The following is a 20,674-nucleotide window of genomic DNA, read 5'->3' as shown; positions in this document are numbered from 1 at the left end:
GGCAAGGGCGGTCAGCGCTCCGGGTGGAACACCTTGCCGATGGAGGCCGGCGCGTTCATGCGGATGCGGGTGGCATCGCGCGAGATCAGCACCAGAACGACGATGGTCGCGATATAGGGCAGCATGCTCATCAATTGCGAGGGCACGGCGATGCCCGCCCCCTGCGCGTGAAGCTGCAGGATTGTCACGCCGCCGAACAGCCACGCGCCCAGCAGCACGCGGAACGGCCGCCATGTGGCGAAGACCACCAGCGCCAGCGCGATCCAGCCGCGGCCGGCGGTCATGTGCTCCACCCACATGGGCGTATAGGCGAGGCTGAGGTAGGCCCCGCCCAGGCCCGCCATGGCGCCGCCGAAGGCGACGGCCATGTAGCGGATGCGGATGACCGGGTAGCCGATGGCGTGGGCGGCGTGGTGGCTCTCGCCCACCGCCCGCAGCACCAGACCGGCGCGGGTGTGGTAGAGGAACCAGGCGACCGCCGCCACGACGGCAATGGCGGCGTAGACCATCAGGTCCTGGCTGAACAGCACGGGGCCGAGCACGGGAATGTCCGACAGCCATCCCAGGTCCATGGACGGCAGGGCGTCCAGCGGCTTCCCCACATAGTCCTTGCCGATGAAGCTGGACAGGCCGATGCCGAAGATGGTCAGCGCCAGGCCGCAGGCCACCTGGTTCGCCAGAAGGGTGAGCGTCAGCAGCCCGAACAGCAGCGCCATCAGCACGCCCGCCCCGATGGCCGCCAGAAGGCCAAGCGTGGTGGAGCCCGTGGTGATGGAGACCGCGAAGGCCGAGACCGCGCCCATGAGCATCATGCCCTCGACGCCCAGGTTCAGCACGCCGGACTTCTCGGTCACCAGTTCGCCGATGGCCGCGAAGATCAGCGGCGTTGCGGCGCCCAGCATGATGACGATGAAGGGAACGAAGGATTCCATCAGGCGGCCTCCTCACGGGCCTCGGCGGGGCGCGCGGCCCCGGCGGCCGTGCCGGCCGCCGGCGAGCGGTTCCAGCGCAGGCGGTAGCGGGTGAACAGGTCGGCGCCCAGCAGGAAGAACAGCAGCATGCCCTGGAAGACGCCGGTGATGGCGAGCGGCAGGCCCAGTTCGATCTGCACCACCTCGCCACCCAGATATGACAGCGCCATCAGCAGCCCCGCCAGCAGGATTCCGACAGGATGCAGGCGGCCCAGGAACGCGACGATGATGGCCGTGAAGCCGTAGCCGGGCGAGACGCTGGGCGAGAGCTGGCCGATGGGGCCGGCCACCTCGAACAGGCCGGCCATGCCGGCCAGCCCGCCGGAGGTCAGGAAGGCCATCCACACCACCTTCTTCTGGCTGAAGCCGGCATAGCCGCCGGCGGCGGGGGTCAGGCCGATCACCTTGACCTGAAAGCCGATCAGCGTGCGCGCCATGACGAACCAGCCGGCCACCACGATGAACAGCGCGATGGCCGCGCCCAGGTGCAGGCGGGTGAAGGGGATCAGGGTGGGCAGCAGGGCGCTGTCGTGGAACAGGCGGCTCTGCGGGAAGTTGAACCCCTCCGGGTCCATGAGCGGCCCGTGCACCAGGTAGCTGAGGAACAGCGTCGCCACGTAGGTCAGCATCAGGCTGACCAGGATTTCGGATGCGTTGAAACGGGTCTTCAGCAGCGCCGGAATGGCGCCCCAAGCCATGCCGCCAAGCGTGCCGGCGATGACCATCAGCGGCAGCAGCCACACGCCCTCCACATCGTAGAAGGCCAGGGCGACGGCACCGCCGCAGATCGCTCCCAGGGTCAACTGGCCTTCGGCGCCGATGTTCCAGACGTTGCCGCGAAAGCCGATGGACAGGCCGATGCCGATGAGCACCAACGGAGTCGCCTTCACGCCGATTTCCGCCAGTCCGTTCAGGCTGGTCAGCGGCTGAATGAAGAAGGCGTACAGCGCCTCCAGCGGTGGGTATCCCAGCGCGGCGAACAGCACGCCGCCGGAAAAGGCCGTCAGCAGCGCCGCGATCACGGGCGTCAGGTAGAGGATGGAGCGCGGCGTGTGGCTGCGCAGTTCCAGGCTAGGACGCATGGGCGTCACCCTCCCAGGCGTCGGAGGTATCGAACACGCCGCCCATGAGCAGGCCGATCTGCTCGACGGTCGCCTCGTGGGCGGGGCGGCTTTGCGACAGGCGGCCGTGGTACATGACGGCGATGCGGTCGGACAGCACGAACAGCTCGTCCAGGTCCTGGCTGACGATCAGCACGGCCGTTCCCTCGTCCCGCAGGTCCATGAGGGCCTGATGAATGGCCGCCGCCGCGCCCGCGTCCACGCCCCAGGTGGGGTGCGCGGCAATCAGGATGCGGGGTTTCCGCATGATCTCGCGGCCGATGATGAACTTCTGAAGGTTGCCGCCCGACAGGCTCTTGGCCGTCGCGTGCGCGCCCTTGCCGGCGACCACGTTGTAGGCGTCGATGATCTTTTCCGCCAAGCCGTGGGCGCGGCTGAAGCGGATCATCCCGCGCGAGACCATGTCATCGCCGGTGCCGCGCGACAGCAGCGCGTTTTCCGCCAGGCTCATGTCGGGCACCGCGCCCCGGCCCAGCCGTTCCTCGGGCACGAAGCCCAGCCCCATGGCGCGGCGCTGGCGCGGGCCCAGGTGGCCGGCGGGCACGCCCTCCAGCCGGACCGACCCTGCGTCCTGCACCAGAAGCTCGCCGGACAGGGCCGACAGAAGCTCCGCTTGGCCGTTGCCGGCGACACCCGCGATGCCCAGGATCTCGCCGCCGCGCACCTCAAGGTCCACGTCGACCAGCGTCGTGCCGAAGGGACCGGAGGCGGCAAGGTTGAGGTTGTGCACGGTCAGCCGCGCTTCGCCGGTCTTTCGGTCTTCCGCCGCGCCGGCGGGGGTGGCGTAGTCGGACCCGATCATCATCTGCGCCAGCTCGCGCGCGGTCTTTTCCGTCGGGTCGCAGGCATCGACCACCTTGCCGGCGCGCAGGATGGTCGCGCGGCCGCACAGCGCGCGGATTTCGTCCAGCTTGTGGGAGATGTAGAGGATCGTCCGCCCCTCGTCGCGCAGGGCGCGCAGCGTGGTGAACAGCTGCTCGGCCTCCTGCGGGGTGAGCACGCTGGTCGGCTCGTCCATGATGAGCAGCTTCGGGTCCTGGAGCAGGCAGCGCACGATCTCGACGCGCTGGCGCTCGCCCACCGACAGGGCGTGGACGGGGCGGCGCGGGTCCAGCGGCAGGCCGTAGCGCTCCGAAACCTCGCGGATGCGGTCTTCCAGGACGCGCATGGGCGTCTTGTCGCCGATGCCCAGGGCCACGTTCTCGGCCACCGTCAGCGAGTCGAACAGCGAGAAGTGCTGGAAGACCATGCCGATGCCAAGCTTGCGCGCCTCGGCGGGGGAGGGGATGACGACGGGACGTCCTTCCCACAGAACATCGCCCGAATCGGCCTGGAGCAATCCGTAGACGATTTTCACCAGCGTCGACTTGCCAGCGCCGTTCTCGCCCAGCAGCGCGTGGATTTCACCGGCGCGCAGGGCAAGGCTCACGTCGTCGTTGGCGACGGTGCCGGGAAATGCCTTGGTGATGCCGCGCAAGGCAAGGCGCGGCACGGCGCCCGCGGAAACGTTTGCGCTGGCGGAACCTGAATGGATGTCGGGGGACATGCCTCTTCCATCGATGGAGCCGGCGCCGCCGTGGTCCGTCGCCGGCCGACCCGAAAACGCCGCACGGTCAAAGGCGTAAGCGGGGCGGGTGATCCAAGTCGTCCTTTTAGCGGAATGCACCGTTTGTGCCAATTCCATTACAGCGGAAAATCGCACTTTTTTGCGCACCCTTTCGGCCCCGGACGGCCACCTGCCCATTTCGTCGCCAGCGACCGCCGCAGCCGCGAGCATGTTGACAGAATGTTCTCGTTGCCGCCATCATCGGTGGCACGGAACAGAAACGGAACCCGCGACAGGTGCCATGGTGCCCGACAGCCTCAGCCTTCCCTTGCCCGAGCCATCACCGCCGCCCGCCGCCGCGTCCCGCCCGCCGGAGCGCCCGGCGGCATCAAAGCGCGGCAGCCGGACACGCCGGCGCGCGCCGGGGCGGATCCAGGGTGACCTGTTCAGCTTTCCCCGGCGCCCCGTGGCGCAGCCCCATGCCGCTGCACCGGCATCGGATCCCGAGCCGGACGAGGCGCCGGCCGTGGTGCTCGAGAACCTGAAGTCGGCTCCGACGGCGGAGCTGATCGCGCGGCTGGTTGCGCTGCTCGACGACGACCGCCCCGCCATGGCGGCCTTCGTCGCGCTGGCCGAGGCCCTGGGTGGCCGCGGCGAGCGGGCGGCGACGGCGCCGCTGCTGCGGCTCGCGCATCGCTTCGCCGGCTTCGACCGCGATGCCGGGGCACCGGAGATGCGGGCGGCACTGGCGGCGCTGGCGCAGCTTAACGATCCCGCCTGCGCCAGCGCGGTCACGGACCTGGCGACGCTCGACGCCCTGTCGTCCGAGTCGCTGGCGCTTGCGCTGGCGTGTCTGGCGACCCTGCGACACCGCCCGGCGGCGCCGCTGGCGCGCCAGCACCTGACGCACGAGGCGCCGGCCGTGCGGGCGGCGGCTTGCGAGCTGGCGGCGCGCCTGCGGCTGCGGGCGAGCGGCCCGGCGCTGGAGGCACTGCTCACCGATCCGGCGCCCGGCGTGGCGGCGGCGGCGACCCTGGCGCTCGGGTCTCTGGGACTGCCGGCGGGGCGGGCACCGCTGGAGACGTGGCTGTCGACGGCGGCCCCCGTGGACCTGCCGCGCGTGGTCCGGGCCCTCGCCCCGGTGGCGGATGCGGACACGGCGGTGCTTCTCGGCCGGGCGGCGGAGCGGGCGGACCTGGACGGCCGCCTGGCGGTGGTCGCGGCGCTGGGCGACCTGGGCGGCCGCGCGGCGGTCACCTGGCTCTGCCGCCTGGCCCGGGACCGCAAGCCGGCCGTGCGCGGCGCGGTGGCCGAGGCCCTGGAGAAATGCGCCGACACATCGGCGGCCCCGGTCCTTCAGGAACTGGCGGCCGACGACGACCCGACGGTCGCCGATGCGGCGGAGCAGACGTTGCAGGCCCTGGCCGAACAGGCGACGGAGTGGTGACAGGGAACAGCAATAGTTCGCATTCGTGCGAGCCGGCGCCCCCCGCAGTCCTGCGTCAGGGGCAGGGCGGTCGTCAGCGCCCCGGTTCGGGGCAGCGGCGCGTCGTGTGCAGGCTCGGGCAGGTCTCCATGTCGCCCTGGTCCTCGCCGGTCAGCCCGATCCAGGCCCGCACCGCCGCCGGATCGAAGCCGGCGCGGCGCTCGGGTCCGACGCGCATGAGCGGGCGGCGGATGAGCAGCGGGTCGGCCAGCATGAGCGCCAGCGCCGCCTCGGCCGTCATTGCCGCCGGGTCCACCGTACCCGCCTTCACCGCCGGCGCCGCCTTGTTGAACCACTCGGTCACGGGCCGGTCGCCGAAGTATGCGGCCAGGTCTTCGGCCTTCCAGTGTTCGGCGAGCAGATTGCGCGCCTCGACACGGTGCCCGGAGGCGGACAGCCACGCCTTCTGCTTCGTGTTGTTGCGGCAGCCGGGTTTTTCAAAGAACACCACGTCGGCCATGGGAGGCTCCTTCTTCCCCGTTAGATCTCTATGCCGGAAAGCGCCAGCAGAGCGTTGGTTTGCTTGAAGATGTCCCCCTTGGCCGTACCGTCCAGGCGGGTGAGCCAGGGGCGGGGAATGGCGTCGACGCCGTAGGTCGCGCCGGCCAGCATTCCGGCGATGGCGCCCGTCGTGTCGGCATCGCCGCCCTGATTGACCGTTTCGATGATGCACTGCTTGAAGCTGTCGGTCAGGAAATAGAAGTGCAGCACGGTTTGGATGGTGTCGACCACATAGGCGCTGCTCTGGCCCTTGTAGGGCTCGAAGCGGAAGGTCTTGTGGCGCTCCACCAGGTCCGTCGCCAGATCCCGGCAGTCGCGCATGGAGCCGCCCAGGATCAGCCGCCGCACCATTTCCCCGACCGTGACCGTCGCGTCGTCGGAGAGGGGGTGATTGTGCGTGACGTGCGCCTGTTGGCGGCACCATTCGGCGCAACGCCGGGCGTCGTGCAGGGTGGCCAGGACGGCGGGCAGGGTGCGCATGACCGCGCCGTTGCCGGCGTCGCCCTCGTGGTATTCGGTCTGAAGCGTGCCCTTGGTGATGTAGCGCCGGATGCCGCGCCGGCAGGTGTTCCCCACGTCCTTGGGCTTGGTGCGCAGCCAATCGGCAAAGGACTCGTTGATGTCGCCCAGGTCGAAACCGCCGGAGCGCACCAGCGACCGGCCCAGCGCTAGCGACATTTCCGTGTCGTCGGTCACCTGGCCGGGCTTCAGCCGCAGCCAGCCGCCGCCGATCATCTTGGCGTGGACGCCGTACTGCTGCTGAATTTCGCCGCGCGTCATGAACTCGACGGTGGCGCCCAGCGCGTCGCCCACGGCCAAGCCCAGATAGGCGCCGAGCGCCCGGGCGTGCAGGTCGGGACTCTCCATGGTCAGGCGGTGTCCTTGTGTCTCGATGCGTGAAGCCTCGGCACCCTCTGCGGGGCGCTTGACGAACATTTCCCGCCGTTTCTCCCTTCGTGGCCGCGTTCCGCTGCGGCCTCTTGATTAGAAGTATGACACGTTGACGGCATAATCGCCGCCGATGACAAGGAATTCGTCCTCGCCCTTCAGCGGATGCACCGGCAGAAGGCGCGAGAAAAAGACCACCTTGGCCGTCGGCACGCGCGCTTCCAGGATGTTGTCGCCGAAGCAGTCCGCGATTTCCCGCTCCGACGTGAAGGAAACAAGGTTGTTCATGCGGATGACCACGCGGCGCTTTTCCAGCCGCTCCACCATCTGATGCTCGTCGTAGTCGTTCACGCCGCGCCAGAGCGTCAGGTGGCTTTCTCCCGGCGCAACGAAGCGGTTCAGCGCCCATTGGCAGAAGCCGTACATGATGTCCAGCTGAACGTAAATGCTGTTGTTGTGGAAGCGGCTGGACATCTTTTCGCTGATGTAATCCGCCCACGCCTTGCACCCCATGGCCGGGATCGGCCCCTTGTGGAAGGTGGGGAACAGGCCGAAGCGGCTTTCCACCCACCCCTTCAGCACCGCGCCCTCGGGGCTGTTGTTGTCGTAGCCCCAGCCCTTGAACAGGCGCAGGTAGCTCGACCGGAACCGGCGCACGCCACCGTCGGTGCGCCGGGCCGTCTCGTGCTGCTCCGGCTCCAGGTCGAAGACGGCGGCCATGTACTTATGGAAGGCCTCCGCCGCGTCGGCGAGCGTCGGGCTGTCGTCCAGCATGGTGAAAAACGAGCGGTTCATCTCGCGCACGCCGGCGATGGACAGCGGTACCGGGTGCTCGTTGAAGGCGCGGCTGGCCAGCAGCGGCGTCGGCACCCCCACCAGGTTGGTGGAATGTCCGACGGCCGGCGGCGGCGCGGTGCTGGCACGGGCGGTGACGGTCACGGCCGCGGTCTCCTGGAACGCAATGAGGCTGAGACTGTGCCGGCCAGTATGCCCGTTACGAAAATGTGGGGAAACCCTTATTCGGATACCTCTGACGCAGGCCTCCCGCTGTGGGGGTCGCGACACTGTGTCGGCGGATTGTCGGGTTCGCAACAGGCCGACATCGGCCGGCAGTGCGGCCGGAAGGGTTCGTTAACCATCGGAAATTAATGAACATTTCCTGTCGTGTGCGACGAACTATGGAATTGGCACGGCCGCTGCAAGGACGGGGCCTGCGAGGCGGGAGCGACCCCGCCGCAGAGTTTCGAACACAGCACACACTCAGGAAGGAGAATTCCATGTCGCTGCGTCAGATCGCCTTCTACGGCAAGGGTGGCATCGGTAAGAGCACCACCTCGCAGAACACCCTGGCCGCCCTGGTGGAGCTTGACCAGAAGATCCTCATCGTCGGCTGTGACCCCAAGGCGGACTCCACCCGCCTGATCCTCAACTCCAAGGCGCAGGACACCGTGCTGCACCTGGCCGCCGAGGCCGGCTCCGTCGAGGACCTGGAACTCGAGGACGTGCTGAAGATCGGCTACAAGGACATCAAGTGCGTCGAGTCCGGCGGGCCCGAGCCCGGCGTCGGCTGCGCCGGCCGCGGCGTCATCACCGCCATCAACTTCCTGGAAGAGAACGGCGCGTATGAAGGCGTCGACTACGTCTCCTACGACGTGCTGGGCGACGTGGTCTGCGGCGGCTTCGCCATGCCGATCCGCGAGAACAAGGCCCAGGAAATCTACATCGTCATGTCCGGCGAGATGATGGCGCTGTATGCCGCCAACAACATCTCCAAGGGCATCCTGAAGTACGCCAACTCCGGCGGCGTGCGCCTGGGCGGCCTGATCTGCAACGAGCGCCAGACCGACAAGGAACTGGAACTGGCCGAGGCCCTGGCGGCCAAGCTGGGCTCCAAGCTGATCCACTTCGTCCCGCGCGACAACATCGTCCAGCACGCCGAACTGCGCCGCCAGACGGTTCTGGAGTACGCGCCGGACAGCAAGCAGGCCGACGAATACCGCCAGCTTGCCAACAAGATCCACGCCAACGGCGGCCAGGGCGTCATCCCGACCCCGATCTCCATGGAAGAGCTGGAAGAGATGCTGATGGACTTCGGCATCATGAAGACCGAGGAGCAGCAGCTCGCCGAGCTGGCCGCCAAGGAAGCCGCCGCCGCCAACTAAGGCGGACGTTCGCGACATCCAACCTGGCGGGTCCGGCCGCGCCGCATCCATGCGCTGAAGGGGGCGCGCGGTGCCGCCGGACCCCGCTCCGGGCCCTTCCGGGCCGGTACTTGAAGGAGGGAAGGCGATGAGCCTTGACTACACCAACGACGCCGAGCTTTCGAAGAAGCTGATCGAGGAAGTCCTCGAGGCGTATCCCGAGAAGGGCGCCAAGAAGCGCAAGAAGCACCTGAACGTGGCGGACGGCAAGTCCGACTGCGGCGTCAAGTCCAACGTGAAGTCCGTTCCGGGCATGATGACGGTGCGCGGCTGCGCCTACGCCGGTTCCAAGGGCGTGGTCTGGGGCCCGATCAAGGACATGGTCCACATCAGCCATGGTCCGGTCGGCTGCGGCCACTACTCCTGGTCCCAGCGTCGCAACTACTACATCGGCACGACGGGCGTGAACGCCTTCGGCACGATGCAGTTCACGACCGACTTCCAGGAACGCGACATCGTCTTCGGCGGCGACAAGAAGCTGGAAAAGACGATCGACGAGATCAACGCGCTGTTCCCGCTGAACAACGGCATCTCGGTGCAGTCGGAATGCCCGATCGGCCTGATCGGTGACGACATCGAGGCCGTCGCCCGCAAGAAGGCCAAGGAAACCGGCAAGACCATCGTGCCGGTCCGCTGCGAGGGCTTCCGCGGCGTGTCCCAGTCACTGGGCCACCACATCGCCAACGACGCCGTGCGCGACTGGGTCCTGGAAAAGGCCGACGTGCAGTGGGAAGGCACCGACTACGACGTGGTCATCATCGGTGACTACAACATCGGCGGCGATGCCTGGGCCTCGCGCATCCTGCTGGAAGAGATGGGCCTGCGCGTGATCGGCTCGTGGTCGGGCGACGCCACCCTGGCGGAGCTGGAGCGCGCGCCCAAGGGCAAGCTGAACCTCATCCACTGCTACCGGTCCATGAACTACATCTGCCGCTTCATGGAAGAAAAATACGGTGTGCCCTGGATGGAGTACAACTTCTTCGGTCCCTCGCAGATCGAAGCCAGCTTGCGCAACATCGCCAAGCAGTTCGACGAGACCATCCAGCAGAACGCCGAGAAGGTCATCGCCAAGTACCGCCCGCTGGTCGACGCGGTCACGGAAAAGTACCGTCCGCGCCTGGAAGGCAAGACCGTGATGCTCTACGTCGGCGGCCTGCGCCCGCGTCACGTCGTCACCGCCTACGAGGACCTGGGCATGGAGATCGTCGGCACGGGCTACGAGTTCGCCCACAACGACGACTACCAGCGCACCGGCGACTACGTGAAGGAAGGCACGCTCATCTACGACGATGCGTCGGCCTTCGAGCTTGAGAAGTTCATCGAGGGCCTGCGCCCCGACCTGGTGGGCTCCGGCGTCAAGGAAAAGTACCCGACCCAGAAGCTGGGCGTGCCTTTCCGCCAGATGCACTCGTGGGACTACTCGGGCCCGTACCACGGCTATGACGGTTTCGCCATCTTCGCCCGCGACATGGACATGGCGATCAACAATCCGGTGTGGGGTCTGTTCCAGGCTCCGTGGAAGGCCGCGTAAGCGGCCTCCGACCTCCGGCTCCACACTGTTCAGGAGTATCCGATATGCCTCAGAGCGTTGAAAAGGTCCTCGACCATCAGCCGCTGTTCCGCCAGCCCGAATACACCGAGATGTTCAAGGCGAAGAAGGAACAGTTCGAATGCGGCCACCCGGACGAAAAGGTCCAGGAGATCGCGGACTGGACCAAGTCGTGGGACTACCGTGAGAAGAACCTGGCCCGCGAGGCCCTGGTCGTGAACCCCGCCAAGGCCTGTCAGCCGCTGGGTGCGGTGTTCGCCGCCGCCGGTTTCGCCGACACCCTGTCGTTCGTGCACGGCTCGCAGGGCTGTGTGGCCTACTACCGCTCGCACCTGTCCCGTCACTTCAAGGAGCCGTCCTCGGCCGTCTCCTCGTCCATGACGGAAGACGCGGCCGTGTTCGGCGGCCTAACCAACATGGTCGACGGCCTGGGCACCGCCCACAAGCTGTACAAGCCGAAGATGATCGCCGTGTCCACCACCTGCATGGCGGAAGTCATCGGCGACGACCTGCACGCCTTCACCTCCACGGCGAAGGAAAAGGGCTCCATCCCGCAGGACCTGGACGTGCCCTTCGCGCACACCCCGGCCTTCGTCGGCAGCCACACCACCGGCTACGACAACATGATGAAGGGCATCCTGCAGTACTTCTGGAAGAAGCAGGAGCGCACGGCCGGCGAAAGCCTGAACATCATCCCTGGCTTCGACGGCTTCGCGGTTGCCAACAACCGTGAAATCAAGCGCATGCTGGACATGATGGGCGTCGACTACACCCTGCTGTCCGACGTTTCCGACGTCTACGACATGCCGGCCGACGGCACCTTCAACATGTACGCCGGCGGCACCACCATCGAGGACACCAAGGCGGCCATGAACGCCAAGGCGACCCTCTCGATGCAGCAGGCCTGCACCAGCAAGACCCTGGAGTACGCGGAAAGCGTGGGCCAGCAGGTCAAGGCGCTCAACTACCCGCTGGGCGTGCAGGGCACCGATGCCTTCCTGATGGCCGTCAAGGAGCTGACGGGCAAGGACATCCCGGAAGAGCTGCTGGTGGAGCGCGGCCGCCTGGTCGACGCCATCGCCGACAGCATGAGCCACCTGCACGGCAAGAAGTTCGCCATCTACGGCGACCCGGACTTCTGCCTGGGCATGGCGCAGTTCGTCATGGAGCTGGGCGCCGAGCCGACCCACGTGCTGGCCACCAACGGCACCAAGGCCTGGGGCAAGCAGATGGAAGCGCTCCTGGCGTCCTCGCCTTACGGCGAAGGCTGCCAGGTGTGGGCGGGCAAGGACCTGTGGCACCTGCGGTCCCTGCTGGCGACGGAACCGGTGGACTTCCTGATCGGCAACTCCTACGGCAAGTACCTGGAGCGTGACCTGAAGATCCCGCTGATCCGCCTGACGTTCCCGATCTTCGACCGCCACCACCACCACCGTTTCCCCACCTGGGGTTACCAGGGTGGCCTGCGCGTCCTGGTGACGCTGCTGGACAAGGTGTTCGACACGATCGACGCCGACACCAACGAGACCGGCGTGTCGGACTACTCGTTCGACCTCACCCGGTAACGCTGGGACCGCTTTTTTTGCGGGAAGCCGGCCGGAGGGGAAACCCTCCGGCCGGTCTTCTTTTGGGGGCACTCCGAGTAACGCATGTCACACATCCGACAATTGGCACGGACACGACAAAGCGACACTTCCTGAACTCCCTGAAACTCCGCCGTTTTCCCTCTGGCACAGGGGTTGCAACCACCTCCGCATCACCCCCCTCGGGACCACTCCCCCGTTCCGCCGAGGAGACCGCGATGCTGAAGCAGAAAGTCCAGGAGCTGTTCAACGAGCCCGGCTGCGTCACCAACCAGGGCAAGTCGGACGCCGAGCGCAAGAAGGGCTGTTCCATCAAGGGCCTGACGCCCGGTGCCGCCGCCGGCGGCTGCGCCTACGACGGCGCGCTCATCGCCCTGCAGCCGATCACCGATGTCGTCCATCTGGTTCACGGCCCCATCGCCTGCGCCGGCAACGCCTGGGACAACCGCCATGCGGCCTCGTCCGGGTCGGAGCTGTACCGCATGGGCTTCACCACCGACATGAGCGAACTGGACGTCATCCACGGCGGCGAAAAGAAGCTGTGGAAGGCCATCAAGGACGTCATCGCCGACCGCAACCCGCCGGCCGTCTTCGTCTACCAGACCTGCGTGCCGGCGCTCATCGGCGACGACGTGGAAAAGGTCTGCGAGGTGGCGACGGAAAAGCTGGGCGTGCCGGTCATTCCGGTCAACGCGCCGGGCTTCGTCGGCTCCAAGAACCTGGGCAACAAGCTGGGCGGCGAGGCGCTGCTCGACCACGTCATCGGCACCATGGAGCCAGACGACGCCGGCCCGACCGACGTCAACATCATCGGCGAATACAACCTTTCCGGCGAGCTGTGGCAGGTCAAGCCGCTGTTCGAGAAGCTTGGCATCCGCCTGCGCGCCTGCATCACCGGCGATGCCCGCTATCGCGACGTCGCCACTGCCCACCGGGCGCGGGTGAACATGATGGTGTGCAGCCAGGCGATGATAAACGTCGGACGCAAGATGCAGGAGCGGTGGGGCATTCCCTTCTTCGAGGGCAGCTTCTACGGCATCGAGGATACCTCCGACGTCCTGCGCACCATGAGCCGTCTACTCGTAGACCAGGGCGCCGATCCCGGCCTCATCGACCGCGCCGAGGCGCTGATCGCCGAGGAAGAGGAAAACGCCTGGGCCGCCATCCGCGCCTACAAGCCGCGCCTGGAGGGCAGGAAGGTGCTGCTCTACACCGGCGGCCACAAGAGCTGGTCGGTGGTCTCCGCCCTGCAGGAGGTGGGGATGGAGGTTGTCCGTACATCCGTCCGCAAGGCGACCGACAACGACAAGGCGCGCGCGCTGGACCTCATGGAAGGCGAGGAAAGCGCGCTGGTCGGCGCCATCCCCGCGCCGGAGATGTACCGGATGCTGGAGGAGGGCGAGGCCGACATCATGCTGTCGGGCGGCCGCACGCAGTTTGTCGCGCTGAAGGCCCGCCGGCCGTGGCTGGATATCAACCAGGAGCGCCATTACGCCTACGCCGGCTACGTCGGCATGGTGGAGCTGGTGCGCCAGCTCGACAAGGCGGTGAACAACCCCATGTGGGCGACCATCCAGAAGGACGCCCCCTGGGACGCCGACGGCAATCTTCTGACCACCGCCGGCGGGGAGGGCTGAGCCATGCAGAAGCCGAGCGAAAAGTTCGTCATCGCGCGCAAGTCCGCCTCCACCAATCCGCTGAAGATGAGCCCGCCCCTGGGCGCGGCCATGGCGTATCTCGGCCTGGACGGCTGCCTGCCGCTGTTCCACGGCAGCCAGGGCTGCACGGCGTTCGCGCTGGTGCTGCTGGTGCGCCACTTCAAGGAAGCCATCCCGTTCCAGACCACCGCCATGAACGAGGTCACGACCATCCTCGGCGGCATGGACAACGTGGAACAGGCGGTGCTCAACATCCACAAGCGGGCGCGGCCGAAGGTCATCGGCATCTGCTCCACCGGCCTCACGGAGACGCGCGGCGAGGACACCTTCGCCGACGTCCGCACCATCCAGGCGAAACACGCCGAGGCGCTGGGCGACACGCAGCTTGTCTTCGCGGCGACGCCTGATTTCGCCGGCGGCGTGCAGGAAGGGTGGGGCAAGGCGGTGTCGGCCATGATCGACCGCTTCGTGCCCGCCGGCGACGGCACCCGCACGTTGCGCCAGATCAACGTCCTGGCCGGTGCGCACATGAGCCCTGGCGACGTGGACGAGCTGCGCGAGATCATCGAGGCCTTCGGGCTGGAGCCCATCATCCTGCCCGACCTGTCGGGCTCGCTGGACGGGCACGTGCCGGGCCGCCACGTCGGCACCACCTACGGCGGCACGACCATCGCGGACATGGGCCGCATGCACCGCTCCGCCTGCACGCTGGCGATCGGGGAGCACATGCGCATCAGCGGTGAGCGGCTGGAGGCCCGCACGGGCGTGCCGACCCGCTTCATCGACGGCCTGACGGGACTGGAGGCGGTGGACCGGCTGGTGGTCACGCTCGCCGAGATTTCGGGCAAGCCGGTGCCGAAGCGCCTGCGCCGCCAGCGCAGCCAGCTGGTGGACTCCATGCTGGACGGCCATTTCCACTTCGGCGGAAAGCGCATCGCCATCGCCGCCGAGCCGGACCTTCTGTGGGCGCTGGGGCCGATCTTCACGGGCATGGGGGCGGAGCTTTCGACCGTGGTCACCACCATGCCAGCCCCGCACCTGGAGGCGCTGGATTGCGCCAAGGTGATCGTCGGCGACCTGGGCGACCTGGAGACGGGCGCGGCCGAGACCGGCGCCGACCTTCTGGTCACCCACAGCCACGGCCGGCAGGCGTCCGAGCGCCTGGGCCTGCCGCTGTTCCGGGTGGGCTTCCCGCAGTTCGACCGTATCGGGGCGGCGCATCAGACGCTTCTGGGCTATCGCGGCACGCGGGCGCTGGTCTGCGACCTTGCCAACACCTTCATCGACCACGCCCACCACGCCAGCCCGGCCGATTGGGCGGGCGCCGGGTCAGGGGAGGGGAGCCATGGCGGTTCGCAAGCTGCGGCTGGTTGAGGACGCCGGAGGCGGCACCGCGCTCGCCGCACGGCCGGAACGCAAGAGGGGCACCATGAAGATCGCCTTCACCACCCAGGACATGAAAACCGTCGACGCGCACTTCGCCTCGGCCCGCAACATCGCCGTCTACGAGGTTGACGACGCCGGCTATCGCTTCCTCGAAGCCTTGCAGTTCGACAACACGAGCAACGAGGACGGCAAGCACACCGACGACGGCGAGGACCGCATCGCGGCCAAGATCGGCGCGCTCGACGGCTGCGCCATCCTGTTCGTGAAGGCCATCGGCGGCCCGGCGGCGGCCAAGGTGGTGGCGGCCCGCGTCCACCCCATCAAGGTGCCGCAGCCCGAGCCCATCACCCAGGTGCTGGACCGCACCGTGGCGATGCTGAACGGCACGCCGCCGCCGTGGCTGCGCAAGGCCCTCGGCAAGACCGAGGAACGCGACCTGTCGTTCATGGACGAGGAGGACTGACCCGATGACCGACGCGCCCGTGCTGGAGCTGACGCCCGAGGAGGCGACGGCCCTGAAAAGCCCCTTCGTGAAGGAGCTGATCAGCCAGATCCGCGCCCAGGACAGCTACGGCGCCTGGGAGAAGAAATCCGACCGCGAGTTGCTGGACGACTTCATCGTCACCAAGGAGCGGCGCCGCGAGATCCCCATCATCGGCGACCCGGACCCCGACATCCTGTGGCGGGTGGAACTGTTCTACGCCGCCATCGGCCTGGCGGTGGAGCGCCGCACGGGCAGGATGTGCAGCCCCATGATGAAGATGAGCCACGAGGGCTTCGGCCGCGTCATCATGACGACGGGCCGGCTGGTGGTGGTCGCCAAGTCCCTGCGCGACGTCCACCGCTTCGGCTTTGAAAGCGTCGCCAAGTTGGAAGAGGCGGGCGAGAAACTGGTGGCCGAGGCGGTCAAGTGGATCGAGACCTTCCCCGCCGTGGCGGATGCGTGAAGGGGGCGGCCATGAGCGACATCGAGGATCTGAAGGCGCGCGTGAAGAAGCTCAGCGCCAGGGCCACCAACGCCAAGATGAACCTCCACGACCTGTCGGAGGAGCTTCCGGTGGACTGGGAAAAGATCATGGACGTGGCCCAGGCCACCCATGACGCCTACGCCGAGCTGACGGCCGCCCGCGCCGAGTTGAAGCAGGCCGAGACGGCCGCCGCCGCCGCTTTAGGCGGTGTTCAACGGATAACGTATTGAACTAAGGGGATTGTCATGGCTTCCATCACCTTTGCCCGGCGCGACGGCTCGCCGTGGGTGCCGCAGTACCTGGAAAGCATCGACAGCGACAGCTGCATCGGCTGCGGCCGCTGCTACAAGGTCTGCGACCAGGGCGTGCTGGAACTGAAGGGCGTCAACGACGAGGGGGAGCTTGTGGACCCCTTCGACGATGACGAGGACATCGAGCGCAAGGTCATGACGGTCGCCAACCCGGGCAACTGTGTCGGCTGCAACTCGTGCAGCAAGGTCTGCGGCAACAGCTGCCAGACCCACGGCCCCGCCGAAGCGGCGGCGTGAGGGGCGGGGTGACTGGCATCGGGTGTGGAGCCCAACGCTGGGCGACGGGCTATCCAATACCCGTCATTCCTGCGAAAGCAGGAATCGACCTCCACCGCCTGCCGCCGAGGCACCCGCTGAAGGAGGTTTCCAATGCAGACGGTATACCAGCGTCTCATGTCCGCCGATGGCTTGGGGGAGTCCGTCGACCGGCACGTGTTCGCCTGCGTGATCGCCGTCTGTCGGGCCGATCCGGCGCGGACCTTGTGCGATGGCACGGGGCTCGCGCCGGACGCCCTGCTTGCCCTGTTCGCCACGTACTTCCCCGGTTGCCGCGATATCCTGCACGACCCCGCCACCGCCGTTCCCGATGCGGAGGAAGCGCTGGAGGAAGAGGACCTGAAGCGCCTCCTGCTCGACCACCGCACCACCGGCACCCGGCCGGAGGAAGCCTGGCTGGCGGCCATTGTCGCCCGTCGCTCTCTGGGCGCGAATCACCTGTGGCAGGACCTGGGCCTGTGGGAGAGGTCGGAGCTGTCGGGCCTGTTGACCCGCCACTTCGCGCCCCTGGCCGCCCGCAACGTCGACACCATGAAGTGGAAGAAGTTCTTCTACCGCCAGCTCTGCCAGATGGAGGGCATCGTCATCTGCAAGGCGCCCAACTGCGCGGTGTGCGACGACTACGCCGTTTGCTTTGGCGAGGAAGCGGGCGACCCGCTGCTCCCGCTGGCGAATGCGGCGCGAATGGCGGCGGAGTAACCGGGAGCGCGAGGGCCCGACGGCCCTCGCAAAAGCGGGTGCGGGGCGGCCTGAGCCCCGCGCGCCGTCAGGCGCTCAGGTCGCAGTCTCCGGCTCATGCCCCTTCCGCGCCATCTCCAGCGCGTCCTTCAGCACATCCATGTCGCCGATGTGGTTGGCGAGCAGGAGCACCAGCTTGCAGTTGACGTCGCGGCTCTGGTCGTCCGACAGGCCTCGGTGCGCCTCGATGAGGGCTTCATAGAAGTCATCCGGCCGCGACAGGTTCGGCTGGGTGGTCAGCTTGGTCATGCCGTCCTCGCGCACGGTCTTGTCCTTGTCGATGAACATGGGCGTATTCTCCCTGTACTCGGGCCTCAGCCCTTGCCGAGCGCGGTGTCCAGCGCCACCCGCAGGCGGCGCGCGTCAAACTGGCGGAAGCGGGCCGCCACGTACTGGTCGGGGCGGATCAGGTAGACCGAGCCCGGCGTCGCATCGTAGCGCTCCGCCACCAGCCCCTTCACGTCCGCGAGGCCGCCGGGGCCGACCGTCACCACCTTCACGCCGGCGGGGTCATCCTCGAAGGCCTTCAGCTCGTCCGGCACGCCGCCGTCCAGCGTGAAGTACAGCACCGTGAAGTCCCCGCCCAGGCGGTTGAGCAGCCACGCATCCTGTCCGTCCGCCGTCACCGGCGCGTCGGCGGCCGGCGTGCCCGGCGTCATGCGGCCCTTGAAGGCGTCCGTGTCCGGCGTGTTGAGCGGCGAGGCCGCGTAGGGTGTGGGCATGCTCAGGCGGCCGGAGTTCACCAGCGCGCGGGCGAAGGGGTGCTCGCGGGCGAGGTCCAGGGTCGCGTCGCGGAAGGCGCGGCTGATCGGGCTTTTCGGCGTGATGAAGTCCGTCGACCGGGTGGAGTTCATCAGGTTGTCGTCGGCGGCGAAGACCCGCTCGGTATCGTAGGTGTCGAGCAGGCTTTCCGGCGCGGTGCCGTCCATCACCCGTTTCAGCTTCCACGACAGGTTGTCGATGTCCTGCACGCCGGTGTTGGCCCCGCGCGCGCCGAAGGGGCTGACCTGGTGGGCGGCGTCGCCGGCGAACAGCAGGCGGCCGTGGCGGAAGTGCTCCATGCGGCGGCAGGCGAACTGGTAGACGCTCACCCACTCCAGTTCGAATTCCGTGTCCTCGCCCAGCATGGCCTTCAGGCGCGGAATGACGTTTTCCGGCTTCTTCTCTTCCTCCGGGTCAGCGTCCCAGCCCAGCTGGAAGTCGATGCGCCAGACGTTGTCGCACTGCTTGTGCAGCAGGACGCTCTGGTTCCGGTGGAAGGGCGGGTTGAACCAGAACCAGCGTTCCGTCGGGAAGTCCGCCTTCATCACCACGTCGGCGATGAGGAAACGGTCCTGGAAGGCCTGCCCCTCAAAGCTGGCGCCGATCATGCCGCGGATGTCGGACTTCGCACCGTCGCAGGCGATGACCCAGTCGGCATCCAGGCGGTAGTCGCCGTCGGGCGTGGCGATGGTGAGTGCGACGTGGTCGGCGTTGTTCTCCAGGCCCGTGACCTTGTTCTTCCACCGCAGGTCCACAAGGTCGCCATAGGCCTTGCAGCGCTCCACCAGGTATTCCTCCAGGTAGTACTGCTGGAGGTTAATGAAGGCCGGCATTTTGTGGTCGGCCTCGGGCAGCAGGTCGAACTGATAGACCATTTCCTCATCGCGGAAGACCTTGCCGATTTTCCAGCCGATGCCCTTGTCGACCATGGGCCCCGCGACGCCCAGGCGGTCCCACACCTCCAGCGCGCGCTTGGCGTAGCACACCGCGCGGGAGCCGATGGAGACCGTGTTGTTGTCATCCAGAACCACCACCGGTACGCCCTGGGCGGCAAGGTCGAGCGCGGCGGTCAGGCCGATGGGACCGGCGCCGACCACCACGGCGGGCTTGCGCGTGACCGTGTCCGACGAAAGCTCCCTGGGTGGGACGTACTGGAACTCCGGGTACTGATAGGTTTGCAGCATTGGACGCTTCCCCGTTCGCCTGCGGATGTTTGTTTCATCCGTTACAGTTTCATTTGATACTAACTGCCGAGAGAGCCCCGTTCAAGGTCCATCGCCGCCGTCCAAGGCTGGGTCTGGACGGCGGCGATGGCGGAAAGGGGGGCCGGGGGACGGGACGGGGTGGTGGCCCCCGTCAGCCCTCGTCCTTGCGCAGGTCGACGACGCGCCTGGCCTTGCCCTGGCTGCGCTCGATGGCGCCGTGGGGCTCCACGTCGACGACCGAAGAGACGCCGATCAACGATTTGATGTGGTGCTGCAGTTCCTTGGCGGCCATGTCGCAGGCCGAGCCGTCGACGCCGGCACGCATCTCCACGCGCACCTTCAGCGTGTCCAAGTGGCCCTGGCGCCCGACGATGAGCTGGTAGTGCGGCGACAGGCGCTCGTCCTTCAGGATCAGTTCCTCGATCTGGGTCGGGAAGACGTTGACGCCGCGGATGATGAGCATGTCGTCGGACCGGCCGGTGATCTTTTCCATCCGCCGCATGGAGCGCGCGCTGCCCGGCAGCAGGCGGGTCAGGTCGCGGGTGCGGTAGCGGATGACCGGCATGGCTTCCTTGGTCAGGCTGGTGAAGACCAGTTCACCGATCTCGCCGTCCGCCACCGGTTCGCCGGTCTGCGGGTTGATGATCTCGGGATAGAAGTGATCTTCCCAGAGGGTCAGGCCGTCCTTGGTCTCGATGCACTCGATGCCCACACCGGGCCCGATCACTTCCGACAGGCCGTAGATGTCGATGGCGTCCAGGCCCAGGCGGCCCTCAAGCTCGGTGCGCATGTCGTTGGTCCAGGGCTCGGCGCCGAAGATGCCGATCTTCAGGCTGCTGTCGCGCGGGTCCATGCCCTGGCGTTCCATCTCGTCGGCCAGGACCAGCATGTAGGACGGCGTGACCATGATGACGTCCGGTTCGAAATCGCGGATCAGCTGCACCTGCTTTTCCGTCTGCCCGCCGGACATGGGAATGACCGTGCAGCCCAGCGCCTCCGCTCCGTAGTGCGCGCCCAGGCCGCCGGTGAACAGGCCGTAGCCGTAGGAGACGTGCACCTTCATGTTCCGGCGCCCGCCGGCGGCGCGGATGGAGCGCGCCATCACCCGCGACCACATGGCGATGTCCTGCTGCGTGTAGCCCACCACCGTCGGGCGGCCCGTGGTGCCCGACGAGGCATGGATGCGCACCACCTCGCTCATGGGCACGGCGAACATGCCGTAGGGGTAGGTTTCGCGCAGGTCGTCCTTGGTGGTGAAGGGCAGGTGCCTCAGGTCCGACAACTCCTTGATGTCGCGCGGGTGGATTCCTGCCGCGTCGCACTTGTTGCGGAAGTGCGGGACGTTCTCGTAGGCGTGGCGCACCGACCATTTCAGCCGGCGGGTCTGGATTGCCGTGATCTCGTCGCGCGAGGCGATCTCGATGGGGTCCAGTTCGTGTTCCAGCGGACGCTTGGTCAGGTCCATGGCACCGTTGGGCGCGGTCTTCACCATGTTCATGCCCCGATTCCTTCCTGTCTCGGACG

The 20,674-nt window shown here is 67.4% G+C and carries 20 protein-coding genes; 11 read left to right on the top strand and 9 right to left on the bottom strand.

Features of this window, described 5'->3' with window-relative positions; genetic code table 11:
- Positions 1-11 precede the first annotated feature (11 nt).
- The 3 genes from C882_RS08565 to C882_RS08555 are packed head-to-tail and all read right to left on the bottom strand — an operon-like array spanning position 12 to position 3,638.
- The gene (locus C882_RS08565) at positions 12-932 is read right to left on the bottom strand and encodes an ABC transporter permease (RefSeq protein ID WP_009540183.1); all 921 of its coding nucleotides are present in this window, start codon (positions 930-932) and stop codon (positions 12-14) included.
- Positions 932-2,053, bottom strand: coding sequence for an ABC transporter permease (locus tag C882_RS08560; RefSeq protein WP_009540182.1), 1,122 nt, complete (start codon positions 2,051-2,053; stop codon positions 932-934). Before C882_RS08560 ends, C882_RS08565 begins: the two co-directional genes overlap by 1 nt.
- Complete coding sequence (locus C882_RS08555; RefSeq protein ID WP_009540181.1) at positions 2,043-3,638, bottom strand: ABC transporter ATP-binding protein; 1,596 nt, start codon at positions 3,636-3,638, stop codon at positions 2,043-2,045. The genes C882_RS08560 and C882_RS08555 overlap by 11 nt, the downstream gene beginning before the upstream one ends.
- A 526-nt stretch (positions 3,639-4,164) precedes the next feature.
- Here C882_RS08555 and C882_RS08550 point away from each other — a divergent pair.
- Complete coding sequence (locus tag C882_RS08550) at positions 4,165-5,085, top strand: HEAT repeat domain-containing protein (RefSeq protein ID WP_160166778.1); 921 nt, start codon at positions 4,165-4,167, stop codon at positions 5,083-5,085.
- Positions 5,086-5,158: 73 nt separating this feature from the next.
- Here C882_RS08550 and C882_RS08545 read toward each other — a convergent pair whose 3' ends face one another.
- From C882_RS08545 to C882_RS08535, 3 genes are all read right to left on the bottom strand, one after another.
- Positions 5,159-5,584, bottom strand: a complete 426-nt coding sequence (locus C882_RS08545) for an ArsC/Spx/MgsR family protein (protein WP_009540179.1) — start codon at positions 5,582-5,584, stop codon at positions 5,159-5,161.
- Between the two features lie 20 nt (positions 5,585-5,604).
- Positions 5,605-6,492, bottom strand: coding sequence for an ADP-ribosyl-[dinitrogen reductase] hydrolase (draG, locus tag C882_RS08540; protein ID WP_043644563.1), 888 nt, complete (start codon positions 6,490-6,492; stop codon positions 5,605-5,607).
- Positions 6,493-6,609: 117 nt separating this feature from the next.
- Positions 6,610-7,452 carry an NAD(+)--dinitrogen-reductase ADP-D-ribosyltransferase gene (locus C882_RS08535; protein ID WP_009540177.1) on the bottom strand — a complete coding sequence of 281 codons (843 nt, stop codon included), beginning with the start codon at positions 7,450-7,452 and terminating at the stop codon, positions 6,610-6,612.
- A 338-nt stretch (positions 7,453-7,790) separates the two neighbouring features.
- Between C882_RS08535 and nifH the strand changes: the two genes are divergently transcribed.
- From nifH to C882_RS08485, 10 genes are all read left to right on the top strand, one after another.
- Positions 7,791-8,675 (top strand): nitrogenase iron protein, encoded by an 885-nt coding sequence (gene nifH / locus C882_RS08530; RefSeq protein WP_009540176.1) that lies wholly within the window; start codon positions 7,791-7,793, stop codon positions 8,673-8,675.
- Between the two features lie 127 nt (positions 8,676-8,802).
- Entirely contained in the window at positions 8,803-10,245 is a 1,443-nt protein-coding gene (gene nifD / locus C882_RS08525; protein WP_009540175.1) for a nitrogenase molybdenum-iron protein alpha chain, read from the top strand.
- A gap of 44 nt (positions 10,246-10,289) precedes the next feature.
- Positions 10,290-11,828 carry a nitrogenase molybdenum-iron protein subunit beta gene (gene nifK / locus C882_RS08520; RefSeq protein ID WP_009540174.1) on the top strand — a complete coding sequence of 513 codons (1,539 nt, stop codon included), beginning with the start codon at positions 10,290-10,292 and terminating at the stop codon, positions 11,826-11,828.
- A gap of 236 nt (positions 11,829-12,064) precedes the next feature.
- Positions 12,065-13,483, top strand: coding sequence for a nitrogenase iron-molybdenum cofactor biosynthesis protein NifE (gene nifE / locus C882_RS08515; RefSeq protein ID WP_009540173.1), 1,419 nt, complete (start codon positions 12,065-12,067; stop codon positions 13,481-13,483).
- 3 nt (positions 13,484-13,486) lie between these two features.
- Entirely contained in the window at positions 13,487-14,878 is a 1,392-nt protein-coding gene (gene nifN, locus C882_RS08510; RefSeq protein WP_009540172.1) for a nitrogenase iron-molybdenum cofactor biosynthesis protein NifN, read from the top strand.
- Positions 14,850-15,353, top strand: coding sequence for a nitrogen fixation protein NifX (gene nifX, locus C882_RS08505; RefSeq protein WP_009540171.1), 504 nt, complete (start codon positions 14,850-14,852; stop codon positions 15,351-15,353). Before nifN ends, nifX begins: the two co-directional genes overlap by 29 nt.
- A gap of 4 nt (positions 15,354-15,357) precedes the next feature.
- The gene (locus C882_RS08500; protein ID WP_009540170.1) at positions 15,358-15,837 is read left to right on the top strand and encodes a NifX-associated nitrogen fixation protein; all 480 of its coding nucleotides are present in this window, start codon (positions 15,358-15,360) and stop codon (positions 15,835-15,837) included.
- Positions 15,838-15,848: 11 nt separating this feature from the next.
- The gene (locus C882_RS08495; protein WP_009540169.1) at positions 15,849-16,088 is read left to right on the top strand and encodes a CCE_0567 family metalloprotein; all 240 of its coding nucleotides are present in this window, start codon (positions 15,849-15,851) and stop codon (positions 16,086-16,088) included.
- 15 nt (positions 16,089-16,103) lie between these two features.
- Complete coding sequence (gene fdxB / locus C882_RS08490) at positions 16,104-16,406, top strand: ferredoxin III, nif-specific (RefSeq protein ID WP_009540168.1); 303 nt, start codon at positions 16,104-16,106, stop codon at positions 16,404-16,406.
- A gap of 132 nt (positions 16,407-16,538) precedes the next feature.
- Entirely contained in the window at positions 16,539-17,144 is a 606-nt protein-coding gene (locus C882_RS08485) for a nitrogen fixation protein NifQ (RefSeq protein WP_009540167.1), read from the top strand.
- A gap of 75 nt (positions 17,145-17,219) precedes the next feature.
- On the opposite strand, the gene C882_RS08480 is transcribed toward C882_RS08485, so the two are convergent.
- The 3 genes from C882_RS08480 to paaK all read right to left on the bottom strand — a co-directional run bounded on the left by C882_RS08480 (position 17,220) and on the right by paaK (position 20,642).
- On the bottom strand, positions 17,220-17,471 hold the full coding sequence (locus C882_RS08480) for a DUF2783 domain-containing protein (protein WP_009540166.1): 252 nt from the start codon (positions 17,469-17,471) through the stop codon (positions 17,220-17,222).
- Positions 17,472-17,497: 26 nt separating this feature from the next.
- Positions 17,498-19,129 carry an FAD-dependent oxidoreductase gene (locus tag C882_RS08475; RefSeq protein WP_009540165.1) on the bottom strand — a complete coding sequence of 544 codons (1,632 nt, stop codon included), beginning with the start codon at positions 19,127-19,129 and terminating at the stop codon, positions 17,498-17,500.
- A 172-nt stretch (positions 19,130-19,301) separates the two neighbouring features.
- On the bottom strand, positions 19,302-20,642 hold the full coding sequence (paaK, locus tag C882_RS08470) for a phenylacetate--CoA ligase PaaK (RefSeq protein WP_043644554.1): 1,341 nt from the start codon (positions 20,640-20,642) through the stop codon (positions 19,302-19,304).
- Positions 20,643-20,674 lie beyond the last annotated feature (32 nt).

The organism is Caenispirillum salinarum AK4 (assembly GCF_000315795.1).
In the GTDB taxonomy this organism is placed as follows: domain Bacteria; phylum Pseudomonadota; class Alphaproteobacteria; order Rhodospirillales; family Rhodospirillaceae; genus Caenispirillum; species Caenispirillum salinarum.
The sequence above is the reverse complement of the archived record's forward strand: the minus strand, read 5'-3'. Positions and strand labels throughout refer to the sequence as shown.

Excerpts from the sequence above, each read along its gene's own strand:
- C882_RS08565 (WP_009540183.1), bottom strand. The coding sequence starts at position 932 with ATGGAATCCTTCGTTCCCTTCATCGTCATCATGCTGGGCGCCGCAACG.
- nifN (WP_009540172.1), top strand. The coding sequence starts at position 13,487 with ATGCAGAAGCCGAGCGAAAAGTTCGTCATCGCGCGCAAGTCCGCCTCC.
- C882_RS08560 (WP_009540182.1), bottom strand. The coding sequence starts at position 2,053 with ATGCGTCCTAGCCTGGAACTGCGCAGCCACACGCCGCGCTCCATCCTC.
- fdxB (WP_009540168.1), top strand. The coding sequence starts at position 16,104 with ATGGCTTCCATCACCTTTGCCCGGCGCGACGGCTCGCCGTGGGTGCCG.
- C882_RS08475 (WP_009540165.1), bottom strand. The coding sequence starts at position 19,129 with ATGCTGCAAACCTATCAGTACCCGGAGTTCCAGTACGTCCCACCCAGG.
- C882_RS08500 (WP_009540170.1), top strand. The coding sequence starts at position 15,358 with ATGACCGACGCGCCCGTGCTGGAGCTGACGCCCGAGGAGGCGACGGCC.
- draG (WP_043644563.1), bottom strand. The coding sequence starts at position 6,492 with ATGGAGAGTCCCGACCTGCACGCCCGGGCGCTCGGCGCCTATCTGGGC.
- C882_RS08555 (WP_009540181.1), bottom strand. The coding sequence starts at position 3,638 with ATGTCCCCCGACATCCATTCAGGTTCCGCCAGCGCAAACGTTTCCGCG.
- paaK (WP_043644554.1), bottom strand. The coding sequence starts at position 20,642 with ATGGTGAAGACCGCGCCCAACGGTGCCATGGACCTGACCAAGCGTCCG.
- C882_RS08545 (WP_009540179.1), bottom strand. The coding sequence starts at position 5,584 with ATGGCCGACGTGGTGTTCTTTGAAAAACCCGGCTGCCGCAACAACACG.
- C882_RS08480 (WP_009540166.1), bottom strand. The coding sequence starts at position 17,471 with ATGTTCATCGACAAGGACAAGACCGTGCGCGAGGACGGCATGACCAAG.
- nifH (WP_009540176.1), top strand. The coding sequence starts at position 7,791 with ATGTCGCTGCGTCAGATCGCCTTCTACGGCAAGGGTGGCATCGGTAAG.
- nifE (WP_009540173.1), top strand. The coding sequence starts at position 12,065 with ATGCTGAAGCAGAAAGTCCAGGAGCTGTTCAACGAGCCCGGCTGCGTC.
- C882_RS08495 (WP_009540169.1), top strand. The coding sequence starts at position 15,849 with ATGAGCGACATCGAGGATCTGAAGGCGCGCGTGAAGAAGCTCAGCGCC.
- nifX (WP_009540171.1), top strand. The coding sequence starts at position 14,850 with ATGGCGGTTCGCAAGCTGCGGCTGGTTGAGGACGCCGGAGGCGGCACC.
- nifD (WP_009540175.1), top strand. The coding sequence starts at position 8,803 with ATGAGCCTTGACTACACCAACGACGCCGAGCTTTCGAAGAAGCTGATC.
- nifK (WP_009540174.1), top strand. The coding sequence starts at position 10,290 with ATGCCTCAGAGCGTTGAAAAGGTCCTCGACCATCAGCCGCTGTTCCGC.
- C882_RS08485 (WP_009540167.1), top strand. The coding sequence starts at position 16,539 with ATGCAGACGGTATACCAGCGTCTCATGTCCGCCGATGGCTTGGGGGAG.